General features: G+C 71.3%; 15 protein-coding genes and 1 riboswitch. Of the genes, 5 read left to right on the plus strand and 10 right to left on the minus strand.

Annotation, left to right across the window (positions count from 1 at the left end):
- The first annotated feature begins 4 nt into the window (after window positions 1-4).
- Window positions 5-1,498, plus strand: coding sequence for an APC family permease (locus tag BLQ62_RS18125; protein WP_068568346.1), 1,494 nt, complete (start codon window positions 5-7; stop codon window positions 1,496-1,498).
- Window positions 1,499-1,519: 21 nt separating this feature from the next.
- Here BLQ62_RS18125 and yhjD read toward each other — a convergent pair whose 3' ends face one another.
- The 6 genes from yhjD to BLQ62_RS18155 form a co-directional block, all read right to left on the minus strand.
- Window positions 1,520-2,518: an inner membrane protein YhjD gene (yhjD, locus tag BLQ62_RS18130; RefSeq protein ID WP_068528786.1), complete on the minus strand. Its 999-nt coding sequence runs from the start codon at window positions 2,516-2,518 to the stop codon at window positions 1,520-1,522.
- Between the two features lie 38 nt (window positions 2,519-2,556).
- Window positions 2,557-3,582: a tryptophan--tRNA ligase gene (trpS, locus tag BLQ62_RS18135; RefSeq protein WP_068528783.1), complete on the minus strand. Its 1,026-nt coding sequence runs from the start codon at window positions 3,580-3,582 to the stop codon at window positions 2,557-2,559.
- Between the two features lie 73 nt (window positions 3,583-3,655).
- A complete protein-coding gene (locus BLQ62_RS18140; protein ID WP_068568152.1) occupies window positions 3,656-4,462 on the minus strand; it encodes an exodeoxyribonuclease III in 807 nt (268 codons plus the stop codon).
- Entirely contained in the window at window positions 4,459-4,887 is a 429-nt protein-coding gene (locus tag BLQ62_RS18145) for a barstar family protein (RefSeq protein WP_068568150.1), read from the minus strand. The genes BLQ62_RS18140 and BLQ62_RS18145 overlap by 4 nt, the downstream gene beginning before the upstream one ends.
- Window positions 4,884-5,324 (minus strand): guanyl-specific ribonuclease, encoded by a 441-nt coding sequence (locus tag BLQ62_RS18150; protein ID WP_068528774.1) that lies wholly within the window; start codon window positions 5,322-5,324, stop codon window positions 4,884-4,886. Before BLQ62_RS18150 ends, BLQ62_RS18145 begins: the two co-directional genes overlap by 4 nt.
- Window positions 5,325-5,334: 10 nt before the next feature.
- Window positions 5,335-6,480, minus strand: coding sequence for an MFS transporter (locus BLQ62_RS18155; protein ID WP_082756824.1), 1,146 nt, complete (start codon window positions 6,478-6,480; stop codon window positions 5,335-5,337).
- Between the two features lie 129 nt (window positions 6,481-6,609).
- Window positions 6,610-6,726: riboswitch (SAM riboswitch) on the plus strand.
- 14 nt (window positions 6,727-6,740) lie between these two features.
- Here BLQ62_RS18155 and metX point away from each other — a divergent pair.
- The gene (metX, locus tag BLQ62_RS18160) at window positions 6,741-7,883 is read left to right on the plus strand and encodes a homoserine O-acetyltransferase MetX (protein ID WP_068568343.1); all 1,143 of its coding nucleotides are present in this window, start codon (window positions 6,741-6,743) and stop codon (window positions 7,881-7,883) included.
- A gap of 18 nt (window positions 7,884-7,901) precedes the next feature.
- Here the strand turns inward: metX and BLQ62_RS18165 are convergent, their stop codons facing one another.
- The 3 genes from BLQ62_RS18165 to BLQ62_RS18175 all read right to left on the minus strand — a co-directional run bounded on the left by BLQ62_RS18165 (window position 7,902) and on the right by BLQ62_RS18175 (window position 10,606).
- The gene (locus BLQ62_RS18165) at window positions 7,902-9,305 is read right to left on the minus strand and encodes a hypothetical protein (RefSeq protein WP_068568146.1); all 1,404 of its coding nucleotides are present in this window, start codon (window positions 9,303-9,305) and stop codon (window positions 7,902-7,904) included.
- 123 nt (window positions 9,306-9,428) lie between these two features.
- Window positions 9,429-9,740: a DUF3017 domain-containing protein gene (locus BLQ62_RS18170; RefSeq protein WP_068568144.1), complete on the minus strand. Its 312-nt coding sequence runs from the start codon at window positions 9,738-9,740 to the stop codon at window positions 9,429-9,431.
- On the minus strand, window positions 9,740-10,606 hold the full coding sequence (locus BLQ62_RS18175; protein WP_197467323.1) for a bifunctional methylenetetrahydrofolate dehydrogenase/methenyltetrahydrofolate cyclohydrolase: 867 nt from the start codon (window positions 10,604-10,606) through the stop codon (window positions 9,740-9,742). Before BLQ62_RS18175 ends, BLQ62_RS18170 begins: the two co-directional genes overlap by 1 nt.
- Window positions 10,607-10,693: 87 nt before the next feature.
- Between BLQ62_RS18175 and BLQ62_RS18180 the strand changes: the two genes are divergently transcribed.
- Both BLQ62_RS18180 and BLQ62_RS18185 read left to right on the plus strand, forming a co-directional pair.
- Window positions 10,694-11,272 carry an HdeD family acid-resistance protein gene (locus tag BLQ62_RS18180; protein ID WP_068528762.1) on the plus strand — a complete coding sequence of 193 codons (579 nt, stop codon included), beginning with the start codon at window positions 10,694-10,696 and terminating at the stop codon, window positions 11,270-11,272.
- A gap of 49 nt (window positions 11,273-11,321) precedes the next feature.
- Window positions 11,322-11,786, plus strand: coding sequence for a tRNA (cytidine(34)-2'-O)-methyltransferase (locus BLQ62_RS18185; protein ID WP_068528760.1), 465 nt, complete (start codon window positions 11,322-11,324; stop codon window positions 11,784-11,786).
- 22 nt (window positions 11,787-11,808) lie between these two features.
- Here BLQ62_RS18185 and BLQ62_RS18190 read toward each other — a convergent pair whose 3' ends face one another.
- Entirely contained in the window at window positions 11,809-13,545 is a 1,737-nt protein-coding gene (locus BLQ62_RS18190) for an alpha/beta hydrolase (protein ID WP_068568142.1), read from the minus strand.
- A 204-nt stretch (window positions 13,546-13,749) separates the two neighbouring features.
- Between BLQ62_RS18190 and BLQ62_RS18195 the strand changes: the two genes are divergently transcribed.
- A complete protein-coding gene (locus BLQ62_RS18195) occupies window positions 13,750-17,136 on the plus strand; it encodes a pyruvate carboxylase (RefSeq protein ID WP_068568140.1) in 3,387 nt (1,128 codons plus the stop codon).
- Window positions 17,137-17,150 lie beyond the last annotated feature (14 nt).

A 17,150-nucleotide genomic window follows, 5' to 3' on the forward strand; every position in this document is an offset into this window, starting at 1 on the left:
GGTGGTGACCGCACCGCTCGGGACCTCCTCCGTCCCGGACAAGGGGCTGCGCTCGAACTCCCTGGGCCTGGTGAGCAACATGGCGATCGGGCTGTCGTCGACCGCGCCGGCGTACAGCCTGGCGGCCACGCTCGGCGGCGTGGTGGGGCACGTACAGGGCAAGGCGCCGGCGATGTTCGTCGTGGCCTTCCTGCCGATGCTCATGGTGGCCGTCGCCTACAAGGAGCTGGCCGCCGACACCCCGGACGCGGGGACCACGTTCACCTGGGGCAGTAGGACGTTCGGGCCGTGGATCGGATGGATGGGCGGATGGGGTCTCGCCGTCTCCGCCATCATCTGCCTGGCGAACGTCGCGGAGATCTCGGCGTCGTACCTGCTGCGGTTCGTGGGCCTGGAATCGCTCGCCGAGGACCGGCTGGTGGTGGTGCTCTTCGGCTGCGCGCTCATCGTCGCGATGACGTGGGTCTCCTACCGCGGCATCGTCGTCTCGGAGCGGATGCAGAACGTGCTCATGACGATCCAGTTCGCGGTGCTCGGAGTGGCCGCCGTCGCGGCGCTGTGGGCCGTGTACCGCGGCTCGGCGGGGCCGCAGGCGGTGCGGCCGAGCTGGGACTGGCTCGATCCGACGGGGCTGAGCTCCTCGCAGGTGGCGGCCGCGGTGATCCTGTGCATCTTCCTCTACTGGGGCTGGGACGCCTGCCTCGCAGTCGGCGAGGAGACCAGGGACTCGTCCTCGACGCCGGGCCGCGCCGCTGTCCTCGCCACGGTCGTGCTGATGGGCACCTACGTGCTCGTCGCCGTTGCCGTGCAGGCCTATTCGGGGTTCGGAGACACCGGCCTGGGGCTGGGCAACACCGACAACCACGACGACGTGCTCACCGTGCTGGGCCGTCCCGTCGGGGGCGCCGTGCTCGCGGGGCTGCTGGTGCTCACGGTCGCACTCTCGGCGCTGTCCTCGACCCAGTCGACCGTGCTGCCCACCGCGCGCGGCACGCTCGCGATGGCGATCTACCGGGCTGTCCCCGAGCGCTTCGCGCGGGTGCACCCGAAGTACCTGACGCCGTCGTTCGGCACCGTCGTGATGGGCGGCTCCGCGCTGGCCTTCTACCTGACCCTCGCCCTCCTGAGCCGCAACACCCTGGAGGACTCGATCAGCTCGCTCGGCCTCGCCGTCGCCTTCTACTACGCGATCACGGCGTTCGCGTGCGCGTGGTACTTCCGGCGCACCGTCCGCCGGTCGCTGCGGAACCTGGTGCTGCGGTTGATCTTCCCCGTGCTCGGCGGGATCGCGATGATCTGGGCGTTCGGCCGGAGCACCGTCGACATGCTCTCGCCCGACTACGGGCAGACCGTGATCGGCGGCGTCGGGGGCGTGTTCGTCATCGGCGTCGGCATGCTGGTGCTCGGTGTCCCGCTCATGATCGCGTGCGCGGTGACCCGGCCCGCCTTCTTCCGCGGCCGCACGCTGTCGCGGGCGACGGCGCCCGAGGACGCCTGAGCCGCGGGAGATCGGGCGGCGTCAGCGCTTGCGGCGCAGCAGGGAGCCGATGCCGAGACCCGCGACCAACCCCGCCGCACCGGCGATCGCCGTCCGGCCGGAATCCGGCTCCGCGCGCACGACGGGCGAGATCACCACGGGCTCAGGGGCCGCCGGGATCACGTAGCGCTGGTTGCGCGGATCGGTCGCCGCCCAGGCGGTCGCGAAGAGCACGATCCGGGCGGTGAAGTAGATGAACAGCATGATGCCGAGGATGGGGCCGAAGGTCGCGCCCGCGGGGCTGCGCATCGCGCTCCCGATGAGCAGCGTCGCCAACTGCGTCAGGATCATGAAGGCCACCGCGGTGAGCAGCCCGGCGCGGGTGGCGTTGCGCCACGGGAACTGCACGCGGGGCAGTCGTGCGATGACGAAGGTCCACAGCAGCCACATAGCGAGGAGCGTCACGAGCAGGGTCGCGCCGGAGATCAGGAAGTGCAGGCCGGGCATGTCGTCCAGGCCCGCCGCCTTGAGCAGCTTGCCGGTCAGCGGGCTGCTGCCCGCCGCCATCAGGGCGATGCACGCGACCAGCGCGACGAACAGTCCCGCGAGCGCACCGAGGTCCGCGATCTTCGTCTTGACGAAGTTCTGCTCCGGGACCTCGCTGTCCCACATCTCGGTCAGGCCGGCGCGCACGTTGGCCATCCAGCCGAGGCCCGCCCACAGGCCACCGGCGAGACCGATGATGCCGACCGTGCTGCGCGAGTCGATGGCCTGGTCGATCAGGTCGCTCACCGACTTGCGCAGGCTCTCCTCGCTGATCACGGTGTTGATCTGGTTCTTGATCTCCGCGAGCAGCTCGGCGTCGTTGATCAGGACGTAGCCGCCGATGGCGAAGGCCACCATGATCAGCGGGAACAGCGCGAAGACGCTGAAGTAGGTGATCCCGGCGCCGAAGTAGTCGCCCTTCTTGTCCTGGTACCGCATCCCCGCGTCCACGAGGTGGTCGAACCACGGCCATTTGTCGCGGTACTTCTGGAGCATGGGGGGACGTCCTCCTGCTGTTCGCTACTGCACAGTGGCTACGGCGCCAGGAACCCTACCCTGTCGTAGACGTCCGCCAGGGTGCGGGAGGCGATCTCCCGCGCCCGCTCGCGGCCGGAGGCGAGCACCTTGTCCAGCTCGGCGCGATCGTCGAGGTAGGTCTGCACCCGGCCGCGCAGCGGCGTGGCGAAGTCGACGAGGACGTCGGCGACCTGCGTCTTGAGATCGCCGTAGCCCTTGCCCTCGTAGGCGAGCTCCAGTTCCGGGATCGGGGTGCCGGTGAGCGCCGACTCGATGGTGAGCAGGTTGGACACGCCCGGCTTGGCCTCGCGGTCGAACCGGATCTCCCGCTCGGTGTCGGTCACCGCCGAGCGGACCCGCTTCGCGATCACCTTCGGATCGTCGAGGATGCTGATCAGGCCCGCGTCGGACTCGGCGGACTTGCTCATCTTGGCGGTGGGGTTCTGCAGGTCGTAGATCTTGGCGGTGTCGCCGACGATGTACGCCTCGGGCACCACGAAGGTCTTCTTGAACCGGGTGTTGAACCGCTGCGCCAGCGTGCGGGTCAGCTCGAGGTGCTGCCGCTGGTCCTCGCCCACCGGCACCAGCTGGGGGCGGTAGAGCAGGATGTCGGCGGCCATGAGGATCGGGTAGGTGAACAGGCCCACCGAGGAGCTGTCGGTACCGTTCTTGGCCGACTTGTCCTTGAACTGGGTCATCCGGCTCGCCTCGCCGAAGCCGGTGAGGCAGTTGAGGACCCAGGTCAGCTCGGCGTGCTCGGGCACCTGCGACTGGACGAACATCGTCGACCGCGCGGGGTCGACGCCCAGCGCCAGCAGCTGCGCCGCGGCGAAGACGGTGCGCTCACGCAGCGCCTTGGGATCGTGCGGCGTGGTGATGCCGTGCATGTTCGGGATGAAGTAGAAGGTCTCGAACTCGTCCTGCAACTGCACCCACTGCCGCACCGCGCCCAGGTAGTTGCCGAGATGGAACGAGTCCGAGGTCGGCTGGATGCCCGACAGCGCGCGCTGCCGCTTCGCGGGGGTGGGTGCGGTTCCGGTCACGAGGTACGAGTCTATCGATCACGTTCGCCGCCGTCGCCCGAGTATCGGCCCGGCCGCGACTCATGCCCTCCGCTCAGGCGTACTCGACGGTGACCGGCGCGTGATCGGACCAGCGCAGGTTGTACGCCGCCGCCCGCTCGACGTGCGCGGACACGGCCCGCTTCGCGAGGGCGTTGTTGGCGATCTGCAGGTCGATGCGCCAGCCGGAGTCGTTGTCGAAGGCCTTGCCGCGCCAGGACCACCAGGCGTAGGGCCCGGGCTGCCCGGGGTGCAGCTCGCGCACGACGTCCGTGAAGGCGCGCCCCTCACCGATGTACTCGCTCATCCAGGCCCGCTCCTCGGGCAGGAAGCCCGAGTTCTTGACGTTGCCCTTCCAGTTCTTGATGTCCAGCTCGGTGTGGCCGATGTTCCAGTCGCCGCACACCAGGACCTCGCGGCGGCGCCGGCCCAGCTTCGCCAGGTAGGCACCGAACTCGGCGCGGAAGCGGTCCTTCTCGTCCTGCCGCTCGGTCCCCACGTCACCCGAGGGCAGGTAGAGCGAGCCGACGGTGAGCCCGTCGAAATCGGCCTCGATGTACCGGCCCGCGTGATCGAACTCCTCGCTGCCGAAACCGATGCGGACGGCGTCCGGTTCGCGCCGGGAGAGCACCGCGACCCCGTTGCGCCCCGCGGTCGAGGACTCCGCGGCGGCCAGGTGCCACCCCTCCTCCAGCGCCGGGGCGAGTGCGGTCAGCGTCTGCTTGTGCGTGGCGCGCACCTCCTGCAGGAGCACCACCTCGGCTTTGCTCTCGCGCAGCCAGGGCAGCATGCCGAGGTTCTCCTCGGAGCGCTGCTTGACCGCGGCGCGGATGCCGTTGACGTTGATCGAGGTGATGATCATGCGAGCGCCTCCACGGTCATGCCCGCGCCGGCCCACGCGGAGCGGACGCGGGGTACGGCATCGTCGTCGGAGACGCCGAGCAGGACCTTCACTCCCCTATCGGCCAGGATCTCGACGAAGACGCCGAGCCCGTCCTCGTCGGCCATGACCTGCTCGGCCTGGGCGACGCCGAGCACCACGGCCGTCGGGCCGCCGAGCCAGTCGAGGTCACCGATGCTGTCGGCCAGGGCGTCCCAGTTGCCGCCGAAGTCGAGCGGGAACTGCAGCACCGCGGAGACCTCGTCGAGCAGGGCGGCCTTGGTGCGCATCCGGCTGCCCCGCGCGACGAGCACGCGCGGGCGCTCCTGCCGCTTGACGGAGTCCAGATCGACGCCGGTCAGCGCGGCGCCGGAGCCGGCGGAGAGGAACTGCGGGAGAGTGCTCATCGGATCCTCGTGAAGGTCTCGTAGTGGTCCAGGGTGTACCAGGCGCCGCCGTCGGCCCCGGTGATGATGCGCTCGGCGTCGCGGCCGCGGCCGGACTTCTTGACGTTGACGTCCCACTCCGTGTACTTGGCCCGCTTGCCCTGCGCATCGGTCTTGGGCAGGCGCCCCTCGAAGTTGCCGAAGTGGCGGCCGCCCTGCGTGCCCGAGCCGTCCTTCGGGGGCCAGGTGCCCGCATCGATCCGGGCGAGCGTCGCGAGCACGCGCTGCGGCGCTGCGGAATCCGACGACGCCGACGCCCGGGCCGGGCCCGGCTTCGCCGTCGCGGAGCCGGCGGCGGGCTTCGCCGTGGAACCGGAGGTGTCCGTTGACTGACCGCACGCGACGAGCCCGAAGACCGCGAGCAGGGCGATCGCGCACAGCGCGAGAATCCTTCGCATGGCTCAGACCCTACCGAGGAGCACTGACGGGTTCTGCGCTCCGGCGCGCCACCAGCATGCCGATCCCGAAGATCGCGAGCCCCGCGAGTGCGAGCGCGCTGCCCGCGAGCGCCGGCGCGGTGTAGCCGCCGCCCGCCGAGATGACCGCGCCGCCGAGCAGCGCCCCGAGCGCGTTCGCGATGTTGAGCGCCGAGTGGTTCAGTGTCGCGGCCAGCGTCTGCGCCTCCCCCGCGACGTCCATCAATCGGGTCTGCAGCGCGGGCACGAGCGCCGACGCGGTGAGCCCGATGAGGAAGAAGAGGGTGATCGCGGCGAAGGGCTGCGGAGCGAACAGGGAGAACAGCGCCTGCAGGACGGCCAGTGCGGCGAGCGTCACCGCGATCGAGCGGGTCACCGAGCCGTCGGCCGCGCGTCCGCCCACCGCGTTGCCGATCACCATGCCCACGCCGTACGCGGCCAGGACCGCCGGCACCGAGGCGGCGCTGAGCCCCGAGACGGACGTCAGCGTGGTGGAGATGTAGGTGTACACGGCGAACATGCCGCCGAAGCCGACGATGCCGGTGAGCAGCGCGAACCACACCTGGGGCCGGGCCAGCGCCCCGAGCTCGGTGAGCGGGTTGGTGACGGGGATCTGCACCGCGGGAAGGAGGGCGACGAGTGCCGCGACCGTGACGGCGCCGATCACGACGACGACCGCCATCGCGTACCTCCAGTTCAGCGCCGTCCCGAGCCAGGTCACCACCGGCACGCCGATCACGTTCGCGACGGAGAGCCCCATCAGCACCTGCCCGACGGCGCGGCCCCGACCGGCCGGGCCGGCCAGGTGGGCCGCCACCAGCGCCGCGACGCCGAAGAAGGCGCCGTGCGGCAGGCCCGCCACGAACCGGGCGGCCATGAGGGTGCCATAGGTCGGCGCGAACACCGACAGCGCGTTGCCCGCGGTGAAGGCGACCATCAGTCCGATCAGCAGCATCCGGCGCGGCACCCGCGCGAACGCCGCGGCGATGAGGGGCGCGCCGACGACCACGCCGAGGGCGTACGCCGAGATCACGTGCCCGGCGACCGGCTCCGTGATCCCGAGGTCGGCGGCGATGTCCGGGAGCAGCCCCATCGCCGCGAACTCGGTGGTGCCGATGCCGAAGCCGCCGAGCGCCATGGCGCCGACCGCGAGTCTGGTCCGGGTAGAGGAGTCCACGGGACACTGCAACGCCCCCGCCCCTTCCCCGCTTCCCGCCCGTACCTGTGACCTCGTTCACCGGAAAACGTTCCGTTATGATCGGACCGAGGTCATGAGTGTCAGCGCGCAGCCCCGGCTTGCTGACCGGCAACCCTCCACCGCGGTGGGGTGCCCCGGGTGATGACCTGGTTTCCCGGCCTCAGGGCCGGGTGGCAAGCGCGAGGAGAGGTTCGGTGACCATCAGCACCCGCACAGGACACCCCATCGACAGTCCCCCGGGGGACTGGGCCCGGGTACCCGACGGTGCGCTGCAGTCCCTGTCGCTCGGTCCCCTGGTGCTCGAGTCGGGCGTCGTCCTGCCGGACGTGACCATGACCTTCCAGCGGTGGGGGCGCCCCAACGCCGCACGCGACAACGTCGTGCTCACCCTGCACGCGCTCACGGGCGATTCGCACGTCACCGGCCCGCCGGACGATGCACACCGCTCCGCCGGCTGGTGGGACGGACTGATCGGGCCGGGTGCCGCCGTCGACACCGACGAGTGGTGCGTCGTCTCCGCCAACGTCCTGGGCGGCTGCTCGGGATCGACGGGTCCGGCCTCGCTCGCGCCCGACGGGCGGCCCTACGGCTCCCGCTTCCCGGTCATCACGGTCCGTGATCAGGTGGAGGCCGAGGCGGCACTGCTGCGCGCCCTCGACGTGCACGACATCGCCGCCGTCGTCGGCGGCTCGATGGGCGGCGCCCGCGCCCTGGAGTGGGCCCTCATGTACGGCGATTTCGTCCGATCGGCGCTGGTCCTCGCGGTCGGCGCCCGCGCGACGGCCGACCAGATCGGCACCCAGACCACGCAGATCGCCGCCATCAAGGCCGATCCGCACTGGCGGGGCGGCGACTACTACGACGCCGACGGCGCACCCACGGCCGGGCTGGGCATCGCGCGCCGCATCGCGCACCTGACCTATCGCACCGAGATCGAGTTGGACAGCAGGTTCGAGAACCGGCCGCAGGGCGACGAGGATCCGCACGCGGACGGCCGCTACGCGGTGACGTCCTATCTCGATCATCAGGCCGACAAGCTGGTGGGCCGGTTCGACGCGGGCAGCTACGTGGTGCTCACCGACGTGCTCAACCACCACGACGTCGGCCGCGGCCGCGGCGGGGTCGAGGCGGCGCTGCGCGCGTGCCCGGTCCCGGTCGTGGTGGGCGGCATCGATTCCGATCGCCTCTATCCGCTGCGGTTGCAGCAGGAGCTGGCGGCGTTGCTCCCGGGCAGCGGCGAGCCGGTGGTCGTCCACTCCCGCGACGGGCACGACGGATTCCTCACCGAGATGGACGCCGTGGCGGGGCTGCTCCGGCGGACCCTCGATCTCGCGCGGCGCTGATCCGCGCCGCGCGTCCCGTCAGAGCGCGGGGGCGGTGACGGTCGGCTCGGGTGCGGCGGGGGCCTCCGCCTCCTCGGGCAGCACCTCGACGCTCTCCTGATCCGACTGCGCCGCTCCGGTGTTCACCCGGTTCGAGCTCGTCGTGCCCGATCCCGGTGCGGTCGCGCCCTGCGGCGGCAGGACCAGTCCGTTCCCCGGCCCGGGCCGCGGCGACTCCGCCGTGGGCGACGGCGTGGCCGTGCCCTCGGACGGCCGGACGGGCGTGCTCTCCGACGGCGGAACGGTCGGGATCGACGGCAGGATCGTGGTCGGCAGCGTGCCCGTCGGCGACGTGGGCGAGGGCGACGTCGTCGGGGGCAGCGGGGGCCGGGTGGTCGTGGGCGGCGGCACCGGCGCGAACGTGGTCATGGTGGGAGTGACCTCCCCACCGGGAACCGGTTCCCGGGGCACGGCGGTGGGCACCACGGACGTCTCCGGCGGCAGCGTCGAGGTGACGGCGGAGGTGGTCGTGGTGGTCTCCTCCTCCGACGTCGGCGACGCGCTGGTGAGCGTGTCGGACGAGGTCGGTACGACCTCCTCGGTGCTCCGCGAGGCCGGTCCGATGATCCCGGTCGCGTAGCCGGTGGCCAGAACCGCGCCGGTGAGTGCGGCCACCACCAAGAGGGGGAGGATCGCCGCGGTGAGCCGCACGCTGTGCCCGCCGAGCACGCCGATGCCGCTGTTGACGCCGGAGGACGGCACGACGCCGGCCACCCGACGGTCGGCCGCGAGCAGCGCGGCGCCGGTGGCCGCGACCATCTCAGGCTCGTCGACCGGGACGGATTCGATACCCGCGTCGCGCGCGATCGCGGAGACCGCTTCCCGCACAACGGGGTTCTGGGCACCGGGGCCGATGAACGCGATCGCCTCGGGAGCCGGGGAGCCGGCGACCGCCGAGCGGACGAGGGCCGCCAGGTGCTCGGCGTCCGCGCCCCCGTGGCCGCCGACGACGGCGTGCGTGCGCTGCTCGGCGGCGAGGGCCCCGTCGCGCACGGTGTACAGGCGCGTGCCCTCGGGGGTGAGATCGGCGACGAGGGCGCTCTCGTACCGCGCGAGGGTCCCGCGCTCGCTGAGACCGCGCAGGGCGGCCTCCGCGTCCCGCACGATCGCGGCGCTGCGCACCTCGCCGCGGGCGCCGAGCCGGACGGAGAGCAGGTCGCGCCGGGTCCGCACGGTCACCGCGGAGGCGTCGACGGCGCCCTCCGCGTGGCTGGCGAGCAGGTCGAAACCCGAGGAGAGCAGGTTGCCGCGCCGTCCGAGACGGTACGGACCGGGGTCGATGGTGCGCGCCTGGCTCCCGACGACGTGACCGTCCTCGATGTCGAGCAGGACGCAGTGCACGGGCCCGGAGCCCACGGACGCGCCGAAGGACGAGATCCTCATGGCACCTCCGATTCGGGTCGCTCGACGAGCCGTTACCTCAGCACATCGTACCCGAAGCCGAAATGTTACATACAACAATCAGAACTCTACGTTTCAAGTATGTACATTTCTTCTGCGCTGTCCTCAGGTGTCGAGCGGGCTGATGCCCCACGAGACCAGGAGGATCGAGGCCGCCGCCAGCGCCAGCACCGTGACGTCGAACCAGCGGCTGCGCACCCGAAGCAGCCCTTGCCTGCGCTCGGGCAGGCAGGCCCGCAGGATCGCCGCGAACCCCGTCCCCGCGCCGAAGACGAAGAGCCCGCGCCGCCAGTACTCCAGGCCGATCAACACCATCCCGACCGTCAGCACCGCGACGACCGCGACGTACCCCGCGTTCGCGACCACCGCGCGCACCATCCTGGCGCGGCGGTACTGCCCGACCGCGGGTTCGGTCACTACGCCTCGTCCGAACGGGCGAGATCGCGTTCCGCGGCGTCGATCACGTTGCCCAGCAGGAACGCCCGCGTCAGCGGTCCGACGCCGCCGGGGTTCGGCGAGAGATGGCCGGCGACGTCGGCGACACCGGGCGCGACGTCCCCGCGCAGGCCGTCGGCGGTGCGGCTGACGCCCACGTCGAGCACGGCCGCGCCGGGCTTGACCATCTCGGCGGTGATCAGGCCGGGCACGCCGGCTGCGGCGATCACGATGTCGGCCCGCCGGACCTCCGCCGCGAGATCACGGGTACCGGTGTGGCACAGGGTGACCGTGGCGTTCTCGGTGCGGCGGGTCAGCAGCAGACCGATGGGACGGCCGACGGTCACACCACGACCGATGACGACGACGTGCGCCCCGTCGAGCGGGACGTCGTAGCGCCGCAGCAGGTGGACGATGCCGTGCGGGGTGCAGGGCAGCGGCCCCTCGGCTCCGAGTACCAGGCGCCCCAGGTTGGTCGGATGCAGCCCGTCGGCGTCCTTCGCGGGATCGATCCGCTCCAGGATCGCGTTCTCGTCGATGTGCTTCGGGAGCGGGAGCTGCACGATGTAGCCGGTGCAGGCGGGATCGGCGTTCAGCTCGTCGATCACTGCCTCGAGGTCGGCCTGAGTGATGTCGGCGGGCAGGTCGCGCCGGATCGATTCGATTCCGACCTTGGCGCAGTCGGCGTGCTTGCCCTTGACGTACGAGTGCGAGCCCGGGTCGTCGCCGACCAGCACCGTGCCCAGCCCCGGGACGACGCCGCGCTCGCGCAGCGCGCTCACCCGCTCCCGGAAGCTCTCGAAGAGTTCGTCGCGGGTCTTCTTACCGTCCAGTACAAGCGCCGTCACGGCGAACATCCTATCTGCCGCCGATCACGCCCCACGACTTCCACGGTTCGAGTCGCTTTTGTTCGGATTCCAATCAATACTGAACCCATGACCAATCCGAATCCCCTCCAGCAGGGTGTCAAGGCGACGTGGCAGGCGATCCTGGCGATGGGCGTGCTGTCGATCGTCCTCGGCATCATCATCGCGGCCTGGCCCGGACCGACGACCCTGGTCGTCGGCATCCTGTTCGGCATCTTCCTGCTCATCTCCGGCGCCTACCAGGTGATCGCCGGCCTGATCGGTGAGACGCAGCACCGCGTGCTCACCGTCATCAGCGGCGCGCTCGCGCTGGTCCTCGGCGTCTCCGCCTTCCGCGACGACGTGGTGAACTCGGTCGCCATCCTCGGCATCTGGATCGGCGTCAGCTGGATCTTCCAGGGCGTCACGTCGATCACGATCGGCATCTCCGACAAGCAGCTGCCCAACCGCGTGTGGGTCGTTCTCCTCGGCCTGCTCAGCCTCGTCGGCGGCGCCGTGCTCATCGCCTACCCGTTCTCGGTCGAGGTGCTGGTCCTGGTCGCCGGAATCTGGGCCGTCGCCCTCGGCGTCGTCCAGGTCATCTCGGCCTTCCAGCTGCGCAGCACCGCCAAGAAGGTGCAGCAGCGCATCTCCACCCCGGTCGGCTGACCGCCCCTCGTCCGATGAATGCGGGACACGGGTGACAGGATCGTCACCCGTGTTCCGCATTCTGTTCTTCGAGCCCCGGATCGCCCCCAACACGGGCAACGCGATCCGCATCGCCGCCGTCACCGGGTGCGAGCTGCATCTGGTCGAACCACTGGGCTTCGACCTCTCCGAGCCCAAGCTCCGCCGCGCCGGGCTCGACTACCACGATCTCGCGCACGTGAGCGTGCACGCCGATCTCGACGCCGCCTGGGCGGCGCTGGATCCGCAGCGCGTCTACGCCTACACCGCGCACGCGACGCGCCATCATCACGAGGTGGCCTACACGCCCGGCGACGTCCTGCTCTTCGGCCCCGAGCCCACGGGGCTCCCGCCCGAGGTCCTCGCCGATCCGCACGTCACCGAGGCGCTGCGCATCCCCATGCTCGCGGGCCGGCGCTCGCTCAACCTCGCCAACAGCGCCGCCATCGTCGCCTACGAGGCCTGGCGCCAGAACGGTTTCGACGGGGCCCTCTGACCCCGCCCGGCCCGCCCCGGGCTCAGCCCTGGGGCTCGTTGTAGCCGGTCTGGCTGTTGAGCAGCGGCCGCAGCCGGGCCGTCTTCTCCGCCGTCCAGCCGGGAGGCTCCAGGATCGCCGCCCACGCGTCCGCCGCCGCCTTGACGTAGGAGTGGCCGTGCCCGTCGGGCACGTTGACGGCGACCGCCATGTCGGCGGAGACCTGCAGGAAGGTCACGATCGGCACCCACGAGACCGACGACAGCACGTCGACGCCGCGCTCCTCGCGCAGCCAGTCGGGCTTGCTGAACGCCAGGTCCGGCGTCCAGCGCCCGATCGGATCCGAGGCGTGCTGCAGGTAGACCACGCGCGGGCCGTTCCACGGGCCGGTCGGGATCGACAGGTCCTCGGCGCGGGCGGCGAACCGGACGTTCTCGCCGTCCTGGTAGATCGGCCGCCACTCGGGCGAGCCCGCGTCGCGCTGCTCGGTCAGCTTGACCCACATCTCGTTGTTGAACGTCGGGCCGGAGAACAGCGCACCGTCGGTCCGGGCGAGCAGGTTGTTGAGCGAGAGGAAGGGGGCCTCCCCGCCGAACGAGCCGAGGCTCTCGCCGAAGACGACCAGCTTGGGCCGCTGCGCCTCGGGCATCGCCCTGATCCGCTTGTCGACGGCCTCGAACAGCGCCTGGCCGGCGTCGAGCGCGTTCTGCTTGTCGACGAGGAAGGACAGCCAGCTCGGCAGGTACGAGTACTGCATACTCACGATCGCCGAGTCGCCGTTGTACATGTACTCGAGCGCGCCGGCCTCGGCCTCGTTGACCCAGCCCGTGCCGGTAGTCATGGCCACGGCCACGATCTTGCGCTGCAGGCCGCCGGTGCGTTCGAGCTCCTGCGCGGTCTTCTCCGCGATCACCCGGTAGCGGTTCGGATCGTCGGAGTCCACCGAGCCCAGCCCCGCGTACGTGCGGATGGGCTCCATGGCCGGGGCGCCGTTGAACGCGGAGAGGTGCTCGACGGTCTGGGCGTTCGAGACGAAGACGCGGCCCTGCTTGCCCAGTGAGGACCACTCGACGAGGGAGCCGGGACCGCCCGAGCGGAAGGCGCTCGTGGGCGCGGGCCGGTCGTTGCCGCCCTCGCGGTTGACCTTCGCGAACGCCGTGTTCATGGCGTCCATCGCGCCGCGCACGATGACCCCGTTGACGACGCCGATCGAGACCAGCAGCACCAGGCCCACGGCGACCACTGCGGCGACCCGGGGCGGGCAGACGCCGCGGAGCCGGCCGGTGAGCCAGCGCACGAGGGCCTGCACGCCCTTGCCGATCTCGACGAAGACGTAGAGCAGGATGATCGACAGGACGCCGATCTCGAGGTAGTCGACGAACCGCAGGTACTCGACCTCCATCAGGTCGCGCAGCCGGGTCTGCCAGGCGTCGAAGAACAGGATCATGCCGAGCGTGCCGAGCAGGCCGACGCCGATCAGCACCCACCACGCCTTCCTCGGGGCGGGCGGTGTGGAGTCCTGCGAGCGCATGAACCGCACCAGCCACACGCCGAAGACGCCGAGCATGTAGCCGATCGCACCGGCGCCGCCGCTGACCAGACTCTGGAACAGCGGTCCGCGCGGGAGCAGCGACGGGGTCAGCGAGAGCCAGAGGAAGACCAGGCCCACCGCGGTCCCGGTGAACGTGTACCGGTGCGACCACCACGCACCGAACCGGTCCAGCCCGCGCACCGATTCCTCGGCCGGCGTCTCGACCGCGCCCTCGACTGCCTCACTCATCCACGTCTCCCCTGCTGCGGAACAACTGCTGGCTCATCATGCCCGGTTCGGGCGGAATGCGCTCGCAAAGCGGGGACGCATCTCGGCGCTATGGGCCGCGCCGCGGTGGCGACGCCAATATCATCGACAGCGCAGCGGCTCCAGCACTCCCGGGCCGCACGCGTGCCCGTCGTCCGTCCCACGAAGACCGGTGGTATGACCAATATGTTCAACAAAGTTCTGGTGGCCAACCGCGGCGAGATCGCGATCCGCGGATTCCGCGCCGCGGTCGAGAGCGGTGCGCGCACCGTCGCCGTCTACCCGTACGAGGACCGCAACTCCCCGCACCGGCAGAAGGCCGACGAGGCCTATCAGATCGGTGCGGAGGGACATCCCGTCCGCGCGTACCTCAGCGTCGACGAGATCATCCGCATCGCCGAGAAGGCCGGCGCGGACGCGGTGTACCCCGGCTACGGATTCCTCTCGGAGAATCCGGATCTCGCGTCGGCGTGCGCGGAGCGGGGCATCACCTTCGTGGGCCCGCCGACCGAGGTGCTGGAGCTGACGGGCAACAAGGCCCGCGCGATCGCCGCGGCGCGCGATGCGGGCCTGCCGGTCCTCACCTCGACGGCGCCGTCGTCCGACGTCGACGAGTTGCTGGCCGCCGCGCAGGACATGCACTTCCCGGTCTTCGTCAAGGCCGTGGCGGGCGGCGGCGGCCGCGGCATGCGGCGCGTGGCCGAGCCCGCCGACCTGCGGGACGCCATCGAGATCGCCTCGCGGGAGGCGGAATCCGCGTTCGGCGACCCGACGGTCTTCCTCGAGGAGGCGGTGATCGATCCGCGGCACATCGAGGTGCAGATCCTGGCCGACACCGCGGGCAACGTCATCCACCTCTTCGAGCGGGACTGCTCGCTGCAGCGCCGGCACCAGAAGGTGATCGAAATGGCGCCCGCGCCGAACATCTCGGAGGAGCTGCGGGCGCGCCTGTGCACCGACGCGGTGAACTTCGCCCGGCAGATCGGTTACTCGTGCGCGGGGACCGTGGAGTTCCTGGTGGACCCCGAGGGCCGGCACGTCTTCATCGAGATGAATCCGCGGATCCAGGTGGAGCACACGGTGACCGAGGAGGTCACCGACGTGGATCTCGTCGCCGCGCAGCTCAAGGTCGCCTCCGGTTCCACCCTGCCCGAGTTGGGGCTGACGCAGGACGCGATCCGGCTCAACGGCGCGGCGCTGCAGTGCCGCATCACCACCGAGGACCCGACCGACGGCTTCCGGCCGGACACCGGCCGGGTGAGCGCGTACCGCACGCCGGGCGGCGCCGGCATCCGGCTCGACGGCGGCACCTCGGTGGGCGCGGAGATCAGCCCGCACTTCGACTCGATGCTGGTCAAGCTCACCACCCGCGGGCGCGACCGGGAGACCGCGATCGTCCGCGCACGACGCGCCCTGGCGGAGTTCCGCATCCGCGGCGTCGCGACCAACATCCCGTACCTGCAGGCCGTCCTGGGCGACCCGGACTTCGTGGCGGGCAGGGTGACCACTTCCTTCATCGAGCAACGGCCCGAGCTGCTCACCGCGCGCGGCTCGCAGGACACGGCGTCGAAGATCCTGCGCTACCTGGCGGACGTCACCGTCAACAAGCCGCACGGCACCCGTCCCACCACGGTGTACGCGAACGACAAGCTGCCCGCCGTCGATCTGAGCGCCCCCGCGCCGGAGGGCTCGCAGCAGCGCCTCGAGCGCCTGGGCCCTGCCGGCTTCGCGGCGGACCTGCGCGCGCGGACCGCGCTCGCGGTCACCGACACCACCTTCCGTGACGCGCACCAGTCGCTGCTGGCGACCCGCGTGCGCACCTCCGCACTCGCCACGATCGCCCCGTACGAGGCGCGACTGACGCCGCAGCTGCTCTCCGTGGAGGCGTGGGGCGGCGCCACTTACGACGTGGCGCTGCGCTTCCTGCACGAGGACCCGTGGGAGCGGCTGGCGACGCTGCACGAGGCGATGCCGAACATCTGCCTGCAGATGCTGCTGCGCGGGCGGAACACCGTGGGCTACACGCCGTACCCGCAGCAGGTGACGGACTCCTTCGTGGCCGAGGCCGCCGCCACGGGCGTGGGCATCTTCCGGATCTTCGACGCGCTCAACGACGTCGAGCAGATGCGGCCCGCGATCGAGGCGGTGCTCGCCACGAACACCGCCGTCGCCGAAGGGGCGCTGTCCTACACCGGCGATCTCGCGAACCCGGCCGAGGACCTCTACACGCTGGACTACTACCTGGGCGTGGCGGAGAAGATCGTCGCGGCGGGCGCGCACGTCCTGGCGATCAAGGACATGGCGGGCCTGCTGCGCCCCGCCGCCGCGACGAAGCTGGTGACCGCGCTGCGCAAGGAGTTCGACCTTCCCGTGCACGTGCACACGCACGACACCCCCGGCGGGCAGCTCGCGACGTACCTCGCGGCGTGGACCGCGGGCGCGGACGCCGTGGACGGTGCCGCCGCTCCCCTGTCCGGTACGACCAGCCAGCCGTCGCTGTCGTCGATCGTCGCCGCGACCGCGCACACGGAGCGCGACACCGGGATCGACCTCGACGCGGTGTGCTCGCTCGAGCCCTACTGGGAGGCCGTGCGCAGCGCCTACGCCCCGTTCGAATCGGGGCTCAAGGCGCCGACGGGACGCGTGTACCACCACGAGATCCCCGGCGGGCAGCTGTCGAACCTGCGCCAGCAGGCCGGCGCGCTGGGCCTGGCGGAGCGGTTCGAGGACATCGAGAACGCGTACGCCGCCGCCGACCGCATGCTCGGCCGCCTGGTGAAGGTGACCCCCTCGTCGAAGGTGGTGGGCGATCTCGCCCTCGCGCTCGTCGGTTCGGGCGTGCGCCCCGACGAGTTCGCCGCCGACCCCGGCCGGTTCGACATCCCCGACTCGGTGATCGGCTTCCTCCGCGGCGAACTCGGCACCCCGCCCGGTGGCTGGCCCGAACCGTTGCGCAGCCGCGCGCTGGAGGGCCGCGCGGATGCCGCGCCGATCAGCGACGTCCCGGCCGACGAGGCCGCCGAGCTGGCGGGCACGCCCGAGCAGCGCCGAGCGGCCCTGAGCCGCTTGCTCTTCCCGGGGCCTATGCGCGAGTTCACCGAGCACCTCGCGGAGTTCGGCGACGTCTCCAAGCTCTCGACCAACCAGTTCCTCTACGGCCTGCGGCAGGGCGAGGAGCACCGCGTGCAACTCGCGACGGGCGTCGAGCTGCTGATCAAGCTCGAGGGCGTCGGTGAACCCGACGAGCACGGCAACCGCACGCTCGTCTGCACGCTCAACGGGCAGCTGCGCACCGTCTCGGTGCGGGACCGCGCCGTCCAGGCCGAGGTGCCGGCGGCGGAGCGGGCCGACCGGAGCAACCCCGGCCACGTCGCCGCGCCCTTCGCCGGCGTGGTCACTCCGACGGTCCACGCCGGCTCCACCGTCGAGGTGGGCGACCAGATCGCCACCATCGAGGCCATGAAGATGGAGGCCGCGATCACCGCGCCCGTCGCCGGCACGGTCGGCCGGGTCGCCCTCGCCGGGCCGACCCAGGTCGACGGTGGCGATCTGGTCGCGGTCATCGAGGGCTGAGCCCCGAGCCGGGG

This window comes from Tsukamurella pulmonis, assembly GCF_900103175.1.
In the GTDB taxonomy this organism is placed as follows: domain Bacteria; phylum Actinomycetota; class Actinomycetes; order Mycobacteriales; family Mycobacteriaceae; genus Tsukamurella; species Tsukamurella pulmonis.